Source organism: Aquimarina sp. KJ22-3, assembly GCF_055808215.1.
Genome location: NZ_CM147859.1, coordinates 5,130,579 through 5,147,039 on the forward strand (window position 1 = coordinate 5,130,579; position 16,461 = coordinate 5,147,039).

20 protein-coding genes, 2 pseudogenes and 1 riboswitch are annotated in these 16,461 nt (G+C 36.9%); of the genes and pseudogenes, 7 read left to right on the forward strand and 15 right to left on the reverse strand.

Annotation, left to right across the window (positions count from 1 at the left end):
• The first annotated feature begins 30 nt into the window (after nucleotides 1–30).
• From AC0L3Q_RS23675 to AC0L3Q_RS23685, 3 genes and pseudogenes are all read left to right on the forward strand, one after another.
• A pseudogene (locus tag AC0L3Q_RS23675) lies at nucleotides 31–824 on the forward strand (undecaprenyl-diphosphate phosphatase).
• 6 nt (nucleotides 825–830) lie between these two features.
• On the forward strand, nucleotides 831–1,538 hold the full coding sequence (truB, locus tag AC0L3Q_RS23680; RefSeq protein WP_473283490.1) for a tRNA pseudouridine(55) synthase TruB: 708 nt from the start codon (nucleotides 831–833) through the stop codon (nucleotides 1,536–1,538).
• A gap of 33 nt (nucleotides 1,539–1,571) precedes the next feature.
• The gene (locus AC0L3Q_RS23685) at nucleotides 1,572–2,267 is read left to right on the forward strand and encodes a hypothetical protein (RefSeq protein WP_473283492.1); all 696 of its coding nucleotides are present in this window, start codon (nucleotides 1,572–1,574) and stop codon (nucleotides 2,265–2,267) included.
• Nucleotides 2,268–2,272: 5 nt separating this feature from the next.
• Here the strand turns inward: AC0L3Q_RS23685 and AC0L3Q_RS23690 are convergent, their stop codons facing one another.
• On the reverse strand, nucleotides 2,273–2,893 hold the full coding sequence (locus tag AC0L3Q_RS23690) for a thioredoxin family protein (protein WP_473283494.1): 621 nt from the start codon (nucleotides 2,891–2,893) through the stop codon (nucleotides 2,273–2,275).
• Nucleotides 2,894–3,003: 110 nt separating this feature from the next.
• Here AC0L3Q_RS23690 and AC0L3Q_RS23695 point away from each other — a divergent pair, with 110 nt between their 5' ends.
• Nucleotides 3,004–3,567 carry a DNA-3-methyladenine glycosylase I gene (locus AC0L3Q_RS23695; protein WP_473283496.1) on the forward strand — a complete coding sequence of 188 codons (564 nt, stop codon included), beginning with the start codon at nucleotides 3,004–3,006 and terminating at the stop codon, nucleotides 3,565–3,567.
• On the opposite strand, the gene upp is transcribed toward AC0L3Q_RS23695, so the two are convergent.
• From upp to AC0L3Q_RS23715, 4 genes are all read right to left on the reverse strand, one after another.
• Nucleotides 3,564–4,226: a uracil phosphoribosyltransferase gene (upp, locus tag AC0L3Q_RS23700; protein ID WP_473283498.1), complete on the reverse strand. Its 663-nt coding sequence runs from the start codon at nucleotides 4,224–4,226 to the stop codon at nucleotides 3,564–3,566. The two genes, AC0L3Q_RS23695 and upp, sit on opposite strands and share 4 nt — an antisense overlap.
• Nucleotides 4,227–4,245: 19 nt before the next feature.
• Complete coding sequence (gene aat, locus AC0L3Q_RS23705; protein WP_473283500.1) at nucleotides 4,246–4,884, reverse strand: leucyl/phenylalanyl-tRNA--protein transferase; 639 nt, start codon at nucleotides 4,882–4,884, stop codon at nucleotides 4,246–4,248.
• Between the two features lie 238 nt (nucleotides 4,885–5,122).
• Nucleotides 5,123–5,500: a DUF3127 domain-containing protein gene (locus AC0L3Q_RS23710; protein WP_073318399.1), complete on the reverse strand. Its 378-nt coding sequence runs from the start codon at nucleotides 5,498–5,500 to the stop codon at nucleotides 5,123–5,125.
• 12 nt (nucleotides 5,501–5,512) lie between these two features.
• On the reverse strand, nucleotides 5,513–6,385 hold the full coding sequence (locus tag AC0L3Q_RS23715; protein ID WP_473283502.1) for a flavin reductase family protein: 873 nt from the start codon (nucleotides 6,383–6,385) through the stop codon (nucleotides 5,513–5,515).
• A 136-nt stretch (nucleotides 6,386–6,521) separates the two neighbouring features.
• Between AC0L3Q_RS23715 and AC0L3Q_RS23720 the strand changes: the two genes are divergently transcribed.
• Together AC0L3Q_RS23720 and AC0L3Q_RS23725 are read left to right on the forward strand one after the other, a co-directional pair.
• The gene (locus AC0L3Q_RS23720) at nucleotides 6,522–7,709 is read left to right on the forward strand and encodes a sensor histidine kinase (protein ID WP_473283504.1); all 1,188 of its coding nucleotides are present in this window, start codon (nucleotides 6,522–6,524) and stop codon (nucleotides 7,707–7,709) included.
• Between the two features lie 45 nt (nucleotides 7,710–7,754).
• The gene (locus AC0L3Q_RS23725; RefSeq protein WP_473283506.1) at nucleotides 7,755–8,117 is read left to right on the forward strand and encodes a hypothetical protein; all 363 of its coding nucleotides are present in this window, start codon (nucleotides 7,755–7,757) and stop codon (nucleotides 8,115–8,117) included.
• 2 nt (nucleotides 8,118–8,119) lie between these two features.
• On the opposite strand, the gene AC0L3Q_RS23730 is transcribed toward AC0L3Q_RS23725, so the two are convergent.
• The 3 genes and pseudogenes from AC0L3Q_RS23730 to greA form a co-directional block, all read right to left on the reverse strand.
• Entirely contained in the window at nucleotides 8,120–8,536 is a 417-nt protein-coding gene (locus tag AC0L3Q_RS23730) for an acyl-CoA thioesterase (protein ID WP_473283508.1), read from the reverse strand.
• A 4-nt stretch (nucleotides 8,537–8,540) separates the two neighbouring features.
• Nucleotides 8,541–8,929 (reverse strand): annotated as a pseudogene (locus AC0L3Q_RS23735) (HIT family protein).
• A gap of 125 nt (nucleotides 8,930–9,054) precedes the next feature.
• Nucleotides 9,055–9,531 (reverse strand): transcription elongation factor GreA, encoded by a 477-nt coding sequence (gene greA, locus AC0L3Q_RS23740; RefSeq protein ID WP_473283510.1) that lies wholly within the window; start codon nucleotides 9,529–9,531, stop codon nucleotides 9,055–9,057.
• A gap of 120 nt (nucleotides 9,532–9,651) precedes the next feature.
• On the opposite strand from greA, the gene AC0L3Q_RS23745 reads away from it, so the two are divergent.
• Nucleotides 9,652–10,086 carry a hypothetical protein gene (locus AC0L3Q_RS23745; protein WP_473283512.1) on the forward strand — a complete coding sequence of 145 codons (435 nt, stop codon included), beginning with the start codon at nucleotides 9,652–9,654 and terminating at the stop codon, nucleotides 10,084–10,086.
• A 4-nt stretch (nucleotides 10,087–10,090) separates the two neighbouring features.
• Here AC0L3Q_RS23745 and thiH read toward each other — a convergent pair whose 3' ends face one another.
• From thiH to thiS, 7 genes are all read right to left on the reverse strand, one after another.
• Entirely contained in the window at nucleotides 10,091–11,203 is a 1,113-nt protein-coding gene (gene thiH / locus AC0L3Q_RS23750) for a 2-iminoacetate synthase ThiH (protein ID WP_473283514.1), read from the reverse strand.
• Nucleotides 11,196–11,966: a thiazole synthase gene (locus AC0L3Q_RS23755; RefSeq protein ID WP_473283516.1), complete on the reverse strand. Its 771-nt coding sequence runs from the start codon at nucleotides 11,964–11,966 to the stop codon at nucleotides 11,196–11,198. Before AC0L3Q_RS23755 ends, thiH begins: the two co-directional genes overlap by 8 nt.
• The gene (locus tag AC0L3Q_RS23760; protein ID WP_473283518.1) at nucleotides 11,954–12,604 is read right to left on the reverse strand and encodes a thiamine phosphate synthase; all 651 of its coding nucleotides are present in this window, start codon (nucleotides 12,602–12,604) and stop codon (nucleotides 11,954–11,956) included. The genes AC0L3Q_RS23755 and AC0L3Q_RS23760 overlap by 13 nt, the downstream gene beginning before the upstream one ends.
• Nucleotides 12,605–12,620: 16 nt before the next feature.
• Complete coding sequence (locus tag AC0L3Q_RS23765; RefSeq protein ID WP_473283520.1) at nucleotides 12,621–13,391, reverse strand: hydroxymethylpyrimidine/phosphomethylpyrimidine kinase; 771 nt, start codon at nucleotides 13,389–13,391, stop codon at nucleotides 12,621–12,623.
• Between the two features lie 3 nt (nucleotides 13,392–13,394).
• Nucleotides 13,395–13,997, reverse strand: a complete 603-nt coding sequence (locus tag AC0L3Q_RS23770; RefSeq protein ID WP_473283522.1) for a thiamine phosphate synthase — start codon at nucleotides 13,995–13,997, stop codon at nucleotides 13,395–13,397.
• Nucleotides 13,998–14,072: 75 nt separating this feature from the next.
• The gene (gene thiC, locus AC0L3Q_RS23775; RefSeq protein WP_473283524.1) at nucleotides 14,073–15,932 is read right to left on the reverse strand and encodes a phosphomethylpyrimidine synthase ThiC; all 1,860 of its coding nucleotides are present in this window, start codon (nucleotides 15,930–15,932) and stop codon (nucleotides 14,073–14,075) included.
• A 52-nt stretch (nucleotides 15,933–15,984) separates the two neighbouring features.
• Nucleotides 15,985–16,185 carry a sulfur carrier protein ThiS gene (gene thiS, locus AC0L3Q_RS23780; RefSeq protein WP_473283526.1) on the reverse strand — a complete coding sequence of 67 codons (201 nt, stop codon included), beginning with the start codon at nucleotides 16,183–16,185 and terminating at the stop codon, nucleotides 15,985–15,987.
• A 76-nt stretch (nucleotides 16,186–16,261) separates the two neighbouring features.
• A riboswitch (TPP riboswitch) is annotated at nucleotides 16,262–16,362 on the reverse strand.
• Nucleotides 16,363–16,461: the final 99 nt, after the last annotated feature.

Below are 16,461 nucleotides of genomic sequence, written 5' to 3' on the forward strand. Positions count from 1 at the left end.
TTGCCACAAATTTAAAAGCCTGAATCCTTTATGGAAATTTTTGATGCGGTCATTTTAGGTATTATACAAGGACTAACCGAGTTTTTACCGGTCTCTTCTAGTGGTCACTTAGAATTAGGAAAAGCCATTTTGGGAGATAACAGCGTCCCTGAAGAATCTCTACTTTTTACTGTTGTTTTGCACTTTGCCACAGCGCTAAGTACTATTGTGGTGTTTAGAAAAGATATTATAGAGATTATCAAAGGGTTGTTGCAATTCAAAAAAAATGAAGAAACCTTATTTGCCTTAAAAATTATCATCTCAATGATTCCAGCCGTTTTGGTAGGACTTTTTTTGAAGAACAACTAGAACAACTATTTGGAGGTAATATTATGTTTGTCGGTTTTATGCTCATCATTACTGCTATATTATTATGGTTGGCCGATAAAGCAAAAGACACTCAAAAATCTGTAAGCAACTCCAACGCATTTGTAATTGGTGTTGCTCAAGCAATTGCAATGTTACCTGGTATATCTAGAAGTGGTGCTACCATTTCTACTTCGGTGTTATTAGGAAATGATAAAACCAAGGCCGCGCGTTTTTCATTTTTGATGGTTATCCCATTGATTTTCGGAAAAATAGCAAAGGATATCATGGGAGGTGAGCTCACTTTCTCTTCAGAGAATAGCACCGCTATGGGAATTGGCTTTTTGGCCGCTTTTATTTCTGGCCTTTTTGCTTGTACATGGATGATTTCCCTGGTGAAAAAGAGCAAGTTAACTTATTTTGCCGTATATTGTATTATTGTTGGCCTTGTTGCCATCAGTTTTGGTTTTATTAAATAGCCCCCAATGTTAACCGAACTCGACTATAAAGAAGGTCAAATCCTTTTGATCGATAAACCATTACAATGGACTTCTTTCCAGGTTGTAAACAAACTGCGTTGGCATATCCGAAAAAGTTTTGGTATCAAAAAAATTAAAGTGGGGCATGCAGGAACTTTAGATCCGTTGGCTACTGGTCTTTTGGTAATTTGTACTGGCAAATTTACCAAGCGTATCCAGGAGTTTCAGGGGCAAATCAAGGAATACACCGGCACTATTACTTTAGGAGGCGCTACACCATCCTATGACCTAGAAACCGAAATCGATCAAACATTTCCTATTGACCATATCACAGAAGAAGATATCAAAACTGCCACTTCTCAGTTTATTGGAGAAATAGAACAGTATCCACCGGTATTTTCTGCTCTTAAAAAGGACGGAAAACGGTTATATGAATATGCAAGAGAAGGACAAGAAGTAGCAGTCGAACCAAGAAAAATAACAATTACCGAATTTGAAATCACAAGAATTGCTTTACCTGAAGTTGACTTTAGAGTAGTATGCAGCAAAGGTACCTATATCCGGTCCTTAGCTCATGACTTTGGAAAAGCATTAGATAGTGGGGGGCACTTGACCGTTCTTAGAAGAACTAAAATTGGAGCATTTTCAGTAGACGATGCAATGAGCATTCAATCTTTTGAAAATCAGTTACCGATAAAAGTTGAAACTAATTAAAATATTGTATAAAAAAATTAGTTATAGTTACCTATGGAATTTATAGAAAAACATAAAGCCCTTATAATCACGTCATTATTGATGGGGATTTTTGTTCTTAGTCTTTACAACATCAACATGTTTAGAAAACAAAAAGAACAATCTGAAATTCTTATGGAAATTCCTGAAGAGTTCATTGCCGAAGAAGAACAAGCTGAAGAAGAACCTCAACAAGAAGAAGCCAGAGATCTTATTGCATCAAAAAGAACACATGCTGCCTACAACGAAGATTTTGAAGATCATGACGAAATCGAAGAACGAATCAAATCTTTGATGAAATCCGATGAAACTGCAGCACAAAATGAAGAAACACTAACCAACGAAAACGGTGAAGTTCCTTTGGAGGCCGAAAAGAGCGAAGAATTGAATAAAGAAGAGGCTACCAAAGAGGATGATAAAGAAACGAATAACAGAAATAGCTCACTTACTTATACACTAAAAGGCAGAAAATCTATCGATTTACCAAACCCAGTATATACATGTAATGCTAGTGGTAAAGTAGTTGTAAAAATTGAAGTGAATAAAAATGGGTACGTGATCGATACCAAAGTGGATAAAAAACGATCTACAACGCGAAACGAATGCTTATTTGATAATGCTATGAATTATGCAAGAAAAGCACTGTTTTCGCGTTCTACAATCGAAGAGCAAGAAGGCTCTATTACGTATTATTTTAATTACTCGAATTAGACGATTTACTTAGGCAATAATTGCAACAGATCCTGTGCAATGTTCACTCCTTTGTTTTTGTTGTACCACACTTGAAGATCCTGTTTGAATTCTGGATCCAACCCTCCGTGTTTCTCTTTGTAATCATTCACCATTTGAGTTGCTATAGAAGGTCTTGGCCCCCAAGTGCTAATAACTTCTTTGTTTTGGGTATCGTAGGCAATTAATTTTGGAATTGACTTACCACCGTTGGTTAAAAAGTTATTCATCAACTCGTCATTATGATCTCGCGAAACGATTTTTAAATCAATCCCATTATTAAGCTCGGCTAATTTGTTGATGACTGGTATAGAATGCGCAGCATCTCCACACCAACCTTCGGTCAATACTACCCAGGCAATATGATCTACATTGGCATTAGAAAAAGCTTCTGTAACGGCTTCATCCAGTTTTAAGGTTTTATCTAATCTTTTCATTCGGCGGTCATTAAGCATACTATAATTTGTTAATGCTTCAGACTGCTCATTACCCGTAGATTTACCTTCGGCCAATAAATCACTTACTAATGTTCTGTATTCTTGATAGGAATATGAATTTTCAATTCCTTTTTCGATTAATTCATTTACTGTCATTGTCGTTGTTTCCATGTTATCTTCTCCTAAATTTGGTTAAGAGATAAGACGATACAAATCTTTAAAACTTACAAACCTCAAAATTGAGTACGAAAGTAATATATTTAACTTTCAAAACGAGAACTATGACAAAATACAGATGCAGATGGTGTATTGGAGATTCACTTTATGAATCTTATCACGATAACGAGTGGGGCGTGCCATTGCACGATGATCGATTACTTTTTGAGTTTTTGGTATTAGAAACATTTCAAGCAGGATTAAGCTGGATCACTATTTTAAGAAAGCGAGAAAATTTTAGATTGGCATTCGATAATTTCGACTATCACAAAATAGCGCAATATACGGATCAAAAAAAGGAGGAACTGCTACAAAACCCAGGGATCATAAGAAATAAACTAAAAGTCAATTCTGCGATTACTAATGCACAGAACTTTATAAAAATCCAGGAGGAATTTGGAAGTTTTGATAGCTATATCTGGGGATTTGTAGATGGAAAAACAATTAAAAATGCATGGAAATCTCAAGAAGAAATCCCGGCTACTACCCCAATATCCGACCAGATGAGTAAAGACCTTAAAAAGAGAGGTTTTAAGTTTGTAGGTTCTACGGTAATGTATGCCTTTATGCAGGCAACGGGTATGGTTAATGACCATACGGTAAATTGTTTTCGATATAACGACGTTTAAAGCTTACTGCCATATGATAAATCTCCCGCATCACCCAATCCCGGAACGATATAACTTTTGGTATTCATCTCCTCATCAATAGCGGCGATCCAAAGATGGGTGTTATCATCAAAAACCTCATCGATATAAGATATCCCCTGTTCTGAACCGATTACAGAAATGATATGAATCGCTTTTGGTACGCCATGTTCTTTCAACGCTTCAAAAGTAGTTTCTAAAGTCTTCCCTGTAGCCAACATAGGATCAATCAATACCAGGGTTTTATTATCTATAGTGGGGGATGCCAAATAGTTCACTACGATCTCAAAAGCATTTTCATCCTCTTGATTAGGATCATGACTACGATAGGCTGATATAAAAGCATTCTCTGCCTTGTCAAAATAGTTGAGCAGCCCTTGATGTAAGGGTAAACCTGCTCTTAAAATAGCGCATAACACCAAATCATTGGCTGGTACAGAAACCTCTTTGGTTCCTAATGGAGTTTGCACCTTTTTGGTTTCAAAATCTAGCGTTTTACTCATTTCATACCCTAAGATTTCTCCAATTCGTTCAATATTCCTTCTAAAACGCATGGCATCTTTCTGGATCATGTTATCCCGAAGTTCTAATACAAACTGATTTAAAACGGTCTGTTCTTTTCCTAAATTATGAATTTTCATAAAAGATATTTATGTGAGTTTATTTCAGATAATGTAAAAAATCCTTCCTTTCAATTTCCCTAGCCCCTAGGCTAGCTAAATGATCTGTATATACCTGGCAATCGATAAGCTTCACTTCTTTTTGTTGTAACCAATCTACCAAATGAATAAAACCGTATTTGGAGGCATTACTTGCTTTGGCAAACATGCTTTCGCCACAAAACACTTTCTTTTCTTTCAGCAAGACTCCATACAATCCCCCTACCAAGTCTTTGTCTTTCCATACCTCTACAGAAATAGCGTATCCAATTTCATGTAATTTCTTATATGCTTTTTGCATATCATTGGTAATCCAAGTTCCGTATTGATCAGGGCGACTAACCGTTGCGCAATTCTCGATGACTCCATCAAAATTGGTATTGAAAGTAACGGTAAAAGCATTTCTTCTTAATAACTGACGCATGCTTTTACTTATTCTGAGCTCATCGGGAAATAGGACCATTCTAGGATCTGGACAAAACCACAAAATAGGCTCTCCTTCATTATACCAAGGAAATATCCCGCTATGATATGCCTTGATCAATCGATCTACAGATAAGTCTCCTCCCAACGCCAAAAGGCCGTCAGCATTGGCATAACCTACTGGAGGAAAGTCTATAGAATCACTGAGAATAAACAAAACAAAATTATAAAGGTTTCTACAACGTTAAATATCAATCAGTTGTTTGAATTGACCAAAAAAATCGCAATATTTGTTAAGACCTTTTAAGATAAATTTTGTTCATCATTGCTTTTTTGAGTTTTATTAAAAGGTTAACCTAAACCACAATATGAAAAGTCCGATACAGCTGTATCGGACTTTTTACTTTTATACTTAATAACACAACAAGTGGGCTATTTATACAGTTCTTTATTTCTTAGAATGGTAGATCATCATGATCTTCTTCATTCAAATCACTTACTGGTTCGAAAGCGTCAGCCGGTGGTGTTGGAGGCATAGCATTTGCCGGAGCAGCTGGTTGTAAACTTTCGATTCTCCATCCCTGGATAGAATTGAAGTATTTGGTTTCTCCCTGAGGATTTACCCATTCTCTTCCTCGTAGGTTAATGCTTATTTTTACATCTTGCCCTACTTGAAAACTATTCAAAAGGTCACATTTATCCTGAACAAACTCCACCATAATGTGTTGCGGATATTGTTCTTCTGTTGTCACTACAATCTCTCTCTTTCTAAAACCATTGCTACCAAAGGTTTGAGTTTCACCGATCATCTTTACTTTACCTTGTACTTCCATCTTTCTTAAGTATTATTTTGCTGCTAAAATATTCCATGCTGTATCCGTATCATCCTGATCCAGATATTGCTTAGCAAATTTATGAATTTCTATTTGGTTAGACTGCTGAATTTTATCCATAATGTCCCCCATCTTATTAACAATTTCAACGGCCTCTGTTTTAGTAGGGATTTGCTCTACATTAGCCAGCTTTCCTAAATCATTACCTGTAAAAATCGTACTATTTCTAATCGCTTCGGGCAAGGCATCTACGCCAATTCCCATAGTACTTAATGGTTTTGGTACTTCAAACATTCCTTCTTTTGCTCTAGTGTACCAATTGCCACCCATACGAGCTACCTGATCAATCTTTTCCTGATCGATTCTACCTTCTTGACCCAAGATATTCTCATTGATATGCATCAAAACTACTTCACAAATCACCAAATTCCCGGCTCCTCCTTCTTTTCCCATCGGGATGATCTCATTCACCTTACACTCAAATTGAACGGGAGACTCTCCCACACGAAATGGTTTTACTTTTTCTGAAGCTACCATCGTAAGACCTGATTTTACAAACTCATTTACTCCTTCGGGATATTCGGTACTAGATAACGACATTTGTTGTACAATATCATAGTTTACGATATTGATCACGACTTCTTTGGTAAGCTCTGCATTCTCGAGAGTATGTTTGGTAGTATTGTTTCTCACTCTCCTGGCAGGAGAAAAAATAAGAATAGGAGGATTAGCACTAAACACATTAAAAAAGCTAAAAGGAGATAAGTTGGGATTTCCATCATTATCTACTGTACTGGCAAATGCTATTGGCCTTGGACCTACTGCTCCCAATAAAAACCCATGTAACTTTCCTGTTGCAACCTGAGAAGGATCTATTGTTATCATTATTTCGTTTTATCTGCAGCAAAGATAACCAAAGTTTGGTCCTTAACAGGTAAACTCTGGCTTTTGTATCTTGAGAAAAATAGACAATAAAATCGTTAAAAAACGTTTATATTTAAGTTTTGGTTAACAACTCTCTATGAATTTCTCTGACGAACGTAATTTTTCGAGCTATTTCATTATCATTGCTGTTTTGGTGATTACCGCACTTGTTCTATGGAATACTTCTCTTTTCCTGCAACGTTTTAAAGATGATGAACGAACCAAAATAGAAATCTGGACACAATCCCGAAAGGCTTTTAACAGTGATCAATCTGATGATTATTTGGATTTGGTTCTTTTGATAGGAGGAACCAATCAATCCATGCCTATTATCATCACAGATTCTAAAGGAAATTTTATCAGAGACTCTTTGGGAAAACCAGATCCTAGATATATTCAAAATGTATCTCAAAGCACTATCGAGAGCGAACGAAAACTACAATCCTTTTTACAAAAGATTAAATCCGAAAATGAACCTATAGAACTCGATTTACGTGATACGGTGCAATACATTCATTATGGTCACTCAGATGTTTTGAATAAGTTGAAATACTATCCTATAGCCATTGCGCTTATTTTATTTTTATTGATCGGAGTGATTTATTTCTTTTTTACCACCTCCAAAGTTAGCGAGCAAAATAAGCTCTGGGCCGGTATGGCAAAAGAAACAGCTCACCAAATAGGGACCCCATTATCTTCGTTGGTGGGATGGAATGAAATTCTAAAAAGCGAGAACGTAAATCCTGAGTATATTACTGAAATTGAAAAGGACATTTCACGCCTGAAAGTGATTACGGAGCGTTTCTCCAAAATTGGATCTATCCCTGATTTTGCAGAAACTGATATCGTAAAAGAAACGCAAGATGCCTATACCTATCTGCAATCCCGAAGTTCTAAATTAATCAACTTCTCTATAGATCTACCCGACAAACCCATTCCTGTATATTTGAATTCTCAATTATATGGATGGACCATAGAAAACCTGGTAAAAAATGCCATTGATGCCATGAAAGGGAAAGGAGATTTAAACATACACCTTACCGATGACGCCAAACGTGTTTTTATTAGAATTAAAGATTCTGGAAAAGGTATCCCGAAAGGAAAATTCACCAAGATATTCGAACCTGGTTACACTTCAAAAGCTAGAGGATGGGGGTTAGGATTATCTCTCGCCAAACGAATTATAGAAGAATATCATTCTGGCCGGATCAAGGTATTAAGATCTGATATCGGAAAAGGAACTACTTTTCAGATTACCCTTCGTAAAATTGGTGCTAACGTATAACAATATAAATTCTAAAACGTTATATAGTTCCAAAACCCAAACAAGGTGAAAACAGAATATATTATTCTAAAAGAAGCGCGACTTACCAACAATTGCCCTGAATGTTATGCCACCGACGGGATGGTCCTTTCTTTTAAACAAGAGAAAAAAATATCCAGCCTTTTCATAAAAACCAAAAAGAACACGATTGAAAATATTCACTGCAGTAAGTGTGGCTCTCATATTTTTCCTGGTCAATGGACCAAGGACATAGAGCGTGTTTATGAGTATCATAAAAAAACCATCAACACCCAACCTGCTTCCATCAAATTTACAGGTTTATTCTATTTGCTCTCTTTTTTGGTACTTGTAATTGCTTTGGGTGGATATTTATATGTATATCACCCGGATCTTTTGGGTCTGGCTTAGCCCTATTCATATTTTGACATTACCAATCGCAACTCATCATTGATTGCAAATGTTTTGTCAATATTAAAATCAAAACATACGGCTACATCATGCCCTTCGGCACAAAGCGTACCATCATCATTATACAGCTTATGATGTAGTCCAAAGCTGGAATTCTTAATAAATTCAACTTTCGTTTTGATGATGACATTCCCAGGGAAAAACAAAGGATGTTTGAAATCACATTTGGTAGAAACTAACATAGGTCCTTTTTTGGTTTCGGCGTACATTTGAGCTAATCCACTTACTTCCCAAAACTGCACTCTGGCACTTTGCATGTATTTCATAAAATTTACATTATTTACATGCTGATACGTATCCATCTCACTCCAATCAATTCGCAGAGTAAGGGATAATTTAAATTCTGAATCTTGCATCATTGCGCTATAAATTCGATTGGATCTCTGCAGCCAAGGTTTCAAACTCTTGGGTAGTCATAGAAATTTTATGTTGAAATGTCATCTCTTTCATTTCATTAATAGGAATCAGATGCACATGCACATGCGGCACTTCTAATCCTACAACAGCGATTCCAACTCTCTTGCAAGGAACTGTTTTTTCCAGAGCTTTGGCAACTTTGCGCGAAAAACGCATCAACTCCAGATATTCATCTTCCCCAAGATCGAATATTTTGTCTTCTTCTTTTTCGGGATACACAAAGTATGCCCTTTTGCATTTGGACTTATGTCCAAAAAAGCGTAGAAATTCTCGTCCTCGGCAACCTTGTACGACGGAATTTCACCATTAATAATTTTAGTGAATAGGGTAGGCATTAATTAAATTTTAGTCGGTTTATGATATTCGAAATATAGGTTATTTATTTGTAAGTCGAAACCATAAAAAAGCCTTTTTTAAAAAGATAAAAAAGGCTTTCTGGGTTAGTTGTTAAATTTAATTCTCATTCTCTGGTAATCTCAACGACATCAAACTTCATTGTCCCATTAGGAACCTGAATCTCGGCAACTTCTCCTACACTCTTTCCTAAAAGGCCTTTGCCAATAGGAGAATCTACAGAAATTTTGCCTGTTTTAAGATCCGCTTCACTTTGAGCTACAAGTTTGTATGTCATCTCAGCTCCGTTAGTCTGGTTTTTAATTTTTACCGTAGAATGAATCAACACTTTAGAAGTGTCTAATTGCGACTCATCTATAAGACGGGCTCCAGCCAGGGTTTCCTCTAATTTAGCGATTCTCATCTCTAGCAGACCTTGCGCTTCTTTGGCAGCATCATACTCAGCATTTTCACTAAGGTCACCTTTATCACGTGCTTCAGCAATAGCTTGCGAAGCCTTCGGGCGTTCTATATCTTTAAGATTATTTAATTCGTCTCGTAATTTTTTTAGACCTTCTGCAGTGTAATAAGATACTTTGCTCATAACTTCATCGTTTATATAAATACAAAAAATCCCATAGCTATGGGATTCGTTATCCAAAGATAACAAAAATTTTACGGAAGACCACAAATTTACGTAATTTGGCAACAGAATAATAGTGTTATGAAAAAGATAGTGTTTTTGTTAGGTATACTTTTAATTGCCTCGTGCAGCAGTGATGATGACAATAGAAACAATCCTAATTTACCGAATGTTGGTTTTACAGCTCAAATCAATCTCAATTTACCTCAATTCGTGAATCTAAGATTTCCTGGCGGAATTGTAGTTGATCGAACTGAAGGAAGAGGTATTCGAGGATTAATTCTATACAATCAAAACGATCAGCAGTTTTTTGCTTACGAACTAAGTGATCCCAATATTCCCCTTATGGATTGTTCTGCTTTGGATGTTCAAGCTACTAGAGCGGTTTCTAATTGTGGTAATGATAATGTATATGAAATTACTTCTTTTGGGCAACAAGTACAGGGCGAAGGCGGTCAACCTCTTCTTCCGTATAGAGTAGAAAAAAATGGCAACACGCTTACCGTTTCTAATTAGGAGATTACCAGCTTTGATCCCAGTCTTTCCAAACGGCTTCTAATCCACGATTTTGAAGCATTGTTACCACATCTTCTGTAGCGCGTTCGTCTGATATTTCGAATTGCTCTAAGGATTGCGGTGCTACCACATATCCTCCAGGATTAGTTTTGGATTCTGCACTTATTGAGGTAATTCCCAAATTAACAATATGTTCCCTAAAAACCTCACTTTCCCGGGTAGACATTGATAATTCAACATCCTCATCGAGCATACGGTACGCACAAATCAACTGTACTAAATCCGCATCAGTCATTTCTACTTTAGGCTCTAATCCACCACTATGCGGACGTAATCTTGGAAACGAAATGGAATATTTTGTTTTCCAATAGGTTTTCTGAAGGTATTTAAGATGTAAAGCTGTAAAAAAACTATCAGCTCTCCAGTCTTCCAATCCGAAAAGAGCCCCCAAGCCAATTTTATGTATGCCAGCACGACCTAATCGATCTGGTGTTTCTAAACGGTATTCAAAATTTGATTTTCGACCTTTGGGATGATGTTTTTTGTATTCTTCTTTATGATAAGTTTCCTGATATACCAATACCGCATACAAACCGCTCTCGATCAAGGTTTCGTAATCATTTTGATCCAAGGGTTGCACTTCGATACTAATATTTGAAAATTTTGAACGAATCAATTGGATGGAATGATTAATATAATCTACACCCACCGTCTTATTAGCTTCACCCGTTACCAATAGAATATGGTCGTATCCTTTACTTTTCAAATAATCCGCTTCCTTAAGAATTTCCTCATCTGTTAATGTTCTTCTTGGGATTTTGTTCGTCATACTAAACCCGCAGTAAGTACAAATATTTTGACACTCATTACTCAAATACATGGGTGCATACATCTGCATTGTATTTCCAAAGCGCTTTTTGGTAATTTGACTACTCATCTGAGCCATTTGCTCCAAATACGGTTTTGCAGCCGGAGAAATTAATGCTTTAAAATCCTCTGTTGTTCTTTTGGTAGCGTGAATTGCCCGTAGCACATCTGCCTCGGTTTTGGTCAAAATATCATTCAAAACCGTATCCCAGTCATACTGATCAAATATGTCTTTGAAGCTATTATTCATTTAGAAAACTTGTTAACGGGCTACTTGCCTCTGCGTGTTTTTTTATAGGGGCTAACTTTGCATTATATGCCATTCTTCCTGCTTCTACAGCCATTCTAAAAGCATTTGCCATGGCAACCGGATCTTGTGAAACTGCTATTGCTGTATTTACCAAAACGGCATCTGCTCCAAGTTCCATCGCTTGGGCCGCATGAGATGGACTTCCAATACCCGCATCTACAATTACAGGAACATTACTTTGATCAATAATAATCTCTAAAAAATCTAGAGTTTTGAGGCCTTTATTACTCCCGATGGGAGCTCCCAGAGGCATTACACATTGTATTCCTACTTCTTCTAGTCTTTTGCACAAAACAGGATCTGCATGGATATAAGGCATCACCACAAATCCTAGTTTCACCAATTCTTCTGCTGCAGTTAATGTTTCTATAGGATCGGGCAACAAATATTTTGGATCCGGGTGAATTTCGAGTTTTATCCAGTTGGTTTCCAAAGCTTCTCTTGCCAATTGAGCCGCAAAAACAGCTTCTTTTGCATTGCGAACACCAGAGGTATTTGGTAATAAATTAATGCGCTGATGATTTAAATGATTTAATATCTCATCATTTTCATTTTGCACATCGACACGTTTTAAGGCTACGGTAACCAACTCACTTTCTGAAGCTAGTAATGCATCTCTCATCAACACCGAAGAACTAAATTTTCCGGTTCCTGTAAATAAGCGCGAAGAAAATTCTTTGTCTGCTATTCTTAATGTATCCATTGCTTTAATCTAAACGTGTTTTTAATATTTTCAATTTTTTCTTTGATATCATCGCCTTTCTGGTTTGTCAACATTCCTGAAACCGCTATACCTGTAATTCCTGTCCCCAAAAGATTAGGAATATCTTTTTCCAAAATTCCTCCAATAGCTACTACCGGAGTTTCAATATGTCGTTGTTGAAGCTCTGACAGTATCTTGGTATATCCTTCTGTTCCTAAAACTGGGCTTAATTTCTCTTTGGTTATCGTAAAACGAAATGGCCCCAAGCCAATATAATCCACTCCATTTTTTGAGTGTTGTATGCAATCTTCCATGGTATTTGCAGTACCCCCGATGATATAATTATCACCAAGAATGGCTCTTGCTTCTGTTGGATTCATATCTTCCAATCCCAAATGCACACCATCGGCCTTTGCTGCCTGGGCAATACTCACCTGATCATTTACAATCATAATGGCCTCGTATTGATCACAGATTTCTCGACATTTGATAGCAGTAGCCAAAGAGGTGCCCATATCCATATTTTTCAACCGTAGTTGTATCCATCTGCCTCCGGCCTGGCATACCTTAGTAATATTTTCAAGGTGCTTTTCTGGCGTATCTCCTTGAGAAATATATTGTAAACTTATTTCTTTCATAGGTGCATTCTGATTTCTATATACTATGATATCCTAAAAGACTTTTATTAGAGCTTAGCACTCGTTCTATATATCGTTTGGCTCTGAAACAGGCTTTCTGCAATGAAAATCCCTGTGCCAAATACGCTACTACTGCAGAAGAAAAAACACAACCACTTCCATGTTTTTCTGAAACACTATCTGCTTTCGGTTTAAACACGAAGTGTTTTCCTTCTACGGTAAATAACTCATCGACTCCAAGTGAATCTTTTCTGTGACCTCCTTTTAATAAGACATTGGTTTTACCGCTTATATGTTGTATTGTCTCTTCAATAGTTTTATTAGGAAATAACTCTTCAATCTCCTTATAATTGGGTGTTAACAGATATACTTTACTCAAAATAGTATTAAAAAGTTGTTCTGCACTCTCCAAAATTGATGTATCCGTATCATGAAAATCAAAGCCTGAGCTGGATTTTAATACAGGATCTAACACAATCTTTATATCCGGGTTTTTACCCTGTAACGCCTCTATAATTTCTAATAGCCTACTCCAATCTGGAACAATCCCTATTTTGGCATATTTGATAGTGAAACGATCAAACAAAATATCTATTTGATGTTTAATCACCTCTAAATCTACCCAATGCGACGAGATAAAGTCCACATCATTTTGAATAGTATTGGCAGTACAGGCCGACAAACCATACACCTTTAATGCTTCAAAAGTTTTGATATCGGCAGTTAAACCTGCTCCATTTGATGGATCAAACCCTGCAATAGTCAATACATTTGGTCGTGTCTTCATCGATTACGATGCTATTACTTCGTTACACTTGTTATAAATAGCGACAAAGCTAGACAAAGGATCATCTGTATTCCATACACCGCCTAACACTCCAACACCTTTAAAACCTAAATCAAATGTTGCTTGAAGTGTATCTTCGTTAATTCCGCCCATGCCCACAACAAACTCGTCGAGATGATTTACATCAAAACCTTTCCCTTCATAACCTGCCTTGGATATCGAGCTAAAAACCGGACTTAAAAGCACATACTCAAAATTTCCTGAGCTATCAACAATATCCTCGATGCTATGAAAAGAACTTGACACTTTTAATTCCTTGTTTTCATAAACCTTCAAAGTAGCTTGTAGTGCATCTTCCAGGTTTAGTCTTGCTTGTTCCTGCAGATGGATACCTCTAAGAGCATATTCTTGAGTTAATTCATGGTGTTCGTGCAACATAATTCGGTTATAGAATTTTGGATCTATCTGATCTAAAAGTGCTCGATAACCATCAATACTGAAGCTAGGCTTTCTGAGGTGTAATCGCTCTAAACCCGCATCAAATAATGCGTTGATTTTGGTCGCTTCATCTTCGATAGCTCTCTCGGAAGTAAGTACAATTAGCATGTTCTTTTTTTATCGGCATTAGTAAAAGATTCGAGATATATTTCGAATCTTCTACTCATCACCATTTATATAAGATTATAGATATACTTCGCTACCTTTTTCTTTAAACTCCTCAGCCTTCTCTTTCATTCCTTCTTCGATGGCTTTTTGATCATCAATCTCTTTCTTGGCTGCATAATCACGTACCTCTTGAGATATTTTCATCGAACAGAATTTAGGCCCACACATACTACAGAAATGTGCAATTTTTGCTCCTTCGGCAGGTAGCGTTTCGTCATGATATTCTCTAGCTAATTCTGGATCCAGAGATAAGTTAAATTGATCTTCCCAACGGAACTCAAATCTAGCTTTACTCAACGCATCATCTCTATGCTGAGCTCCTGGATGTCCTTTGGCCAAATCTGCCGCGTGAGCTGCAAGCTTATACGTAATCACTCCAGTACGAACATCGTCCTTATTTGGTAATCCTAAATGTTCTTTTGGAGTTACATAACATAACATTGCCGTACCATACCATCCAATCATTGCTGCTCCAATTCCTGAAGTAATATGATCGTATCCTGGTGCAATATCTGTAGTTAAAGGCCCTAACGTATAGAAAGGAGCTTCTCCACAAGCTTCAAGTTGTTTGTCCATATTAGCCTTGATCATGTGCATAGGCACGTGACCTGGCCCTTCGATAAACGTTTGCACATCGTGCTTCCAGGCAATCTTGGTCAATTCACCTAAGGTTTCTAACTCTGCGAATTGCGCTTCATCATTAGCATCGGCAATACAACCTGGTCGTAATCCATCTCCTAGAGAAAAGGCTACATCGTAGGCTTTCATAATTTCACAGATCTCCTCAAAATGGGTATACAAAAAGCTCTCTTTATGATGAGCCAAACACCATTTTGCCATGATGGAACCTCCACGAGATACGATCCCAGTAATTCTCTTGGCAGTCATAGGAACATATGCCAAACGAACCCCAGCATGAATCGTAAAGTAATCCACACCTTGTTCTGCTTGTTCTATAAGTGTATCCTTAAAAATTTCCCAGGTAAGATCTTCGGCTTTACCGTCTACTTTTTCTAAGGCCTGATAAATAGGTACAGTACCTACTGGAACTGGAGAGTTACGTATGATCCATTCTCTGGTTTCATGAATATTTTTACCGGTAGATAAATCCATAATATTATCTGCTCCCCAACGACAAGCCCAAACCGCTTTCTCTACTTCTTCTTCGATACTAGAAGTGGTAGCAGAATTACCAATATTAGCATTGATTTTTACCAGGAAGTTTCTTCCCAAAATCATAGGTTCACTTTCTGGGTGGTTAATATTTGAAGGAATAACCGCTCTACCTCTTGCCACCTCATCTCTTACAAACTCGGGAGTAATTACATCAGGAATACTAGCTCCAAAATCCTGCCCTGGATGCTGTTTCGACAATCGTTTTGCTTCCTGTAATTTTTGATTTTCTCTTATCGCAACGTATTCCATCTCAGGAGTAATAATTCCCTGTTTGGCGTAATACATTTGAGATACATTCTTTCCTTTTTTGGCTCTCTTAGGCTTGCGGATATGATTAAATCTTAAGTGATCCAAACTCTCATCATTTAACCGCTCATTACAATATACAGAGGTAAAACTATCTAATTCTTCTACATCACCTCTATCTATAACCCACTGTTCTCTGATAGGTTCTATACCGTTATGAATATCAATCGTTTTGGAAGGATCAGTATATGGCCCACTAGTATCATAAACCGTTACGGGTTGATTTGGTGTCTTTTTTCCAGTAAAACTATCTGTGGTGTCTGAAAGTGAAATTTCCCGCATAGCCACATTGATTTGCGGATGAATTTTTCCTGGCACATAAATTTTTTGTGAGTTAGGAAATGGCTTTGTTGTGATGGTGTTCTCCTTGGGAGCGGTATCTTTTTTCTTCATCGGTATAAATTTTGAGTTTTGTGGTTTAGCAATAATTGATATAGTAGCAATCCTATCCTCCTTGAGTAGCCTGGATAATAGTAACTTCGTCTTTTTCTTTTAGTGTTAATTGTCTCCAGTTTTCTTTTGAAATCACTTCATTATTAACGGCAACAGCAATTCCGTTTGTAGAAATCTGTAACTCCGCCAGTAGCTTTTCAATAGAACTATCTTCTGAAATAGATTGAGACTGATTGTTTACGTTTATGGTCATATCATTTTTTGGATTAATCCATAAACTTTAGAAAGTATCTATACAACCAGGTTGATAAGAAAAATCACAACAAACTGAAGTGATCATAACTTTTCCCTTCGTCGGTACTAACCGCATCAGGTTCAAAGGGTATTTCTCAGACCAAAACCAATGTTAAGGACACCCCTAAAGCTTATTTATGATAAAAATACTTAATCTTCTAGTAACAAAGCCGCTAAAATTAATTTTTTAACGTTCTATTACTGAATTTATTCGAGTTTTAGATCAAAGATCGCC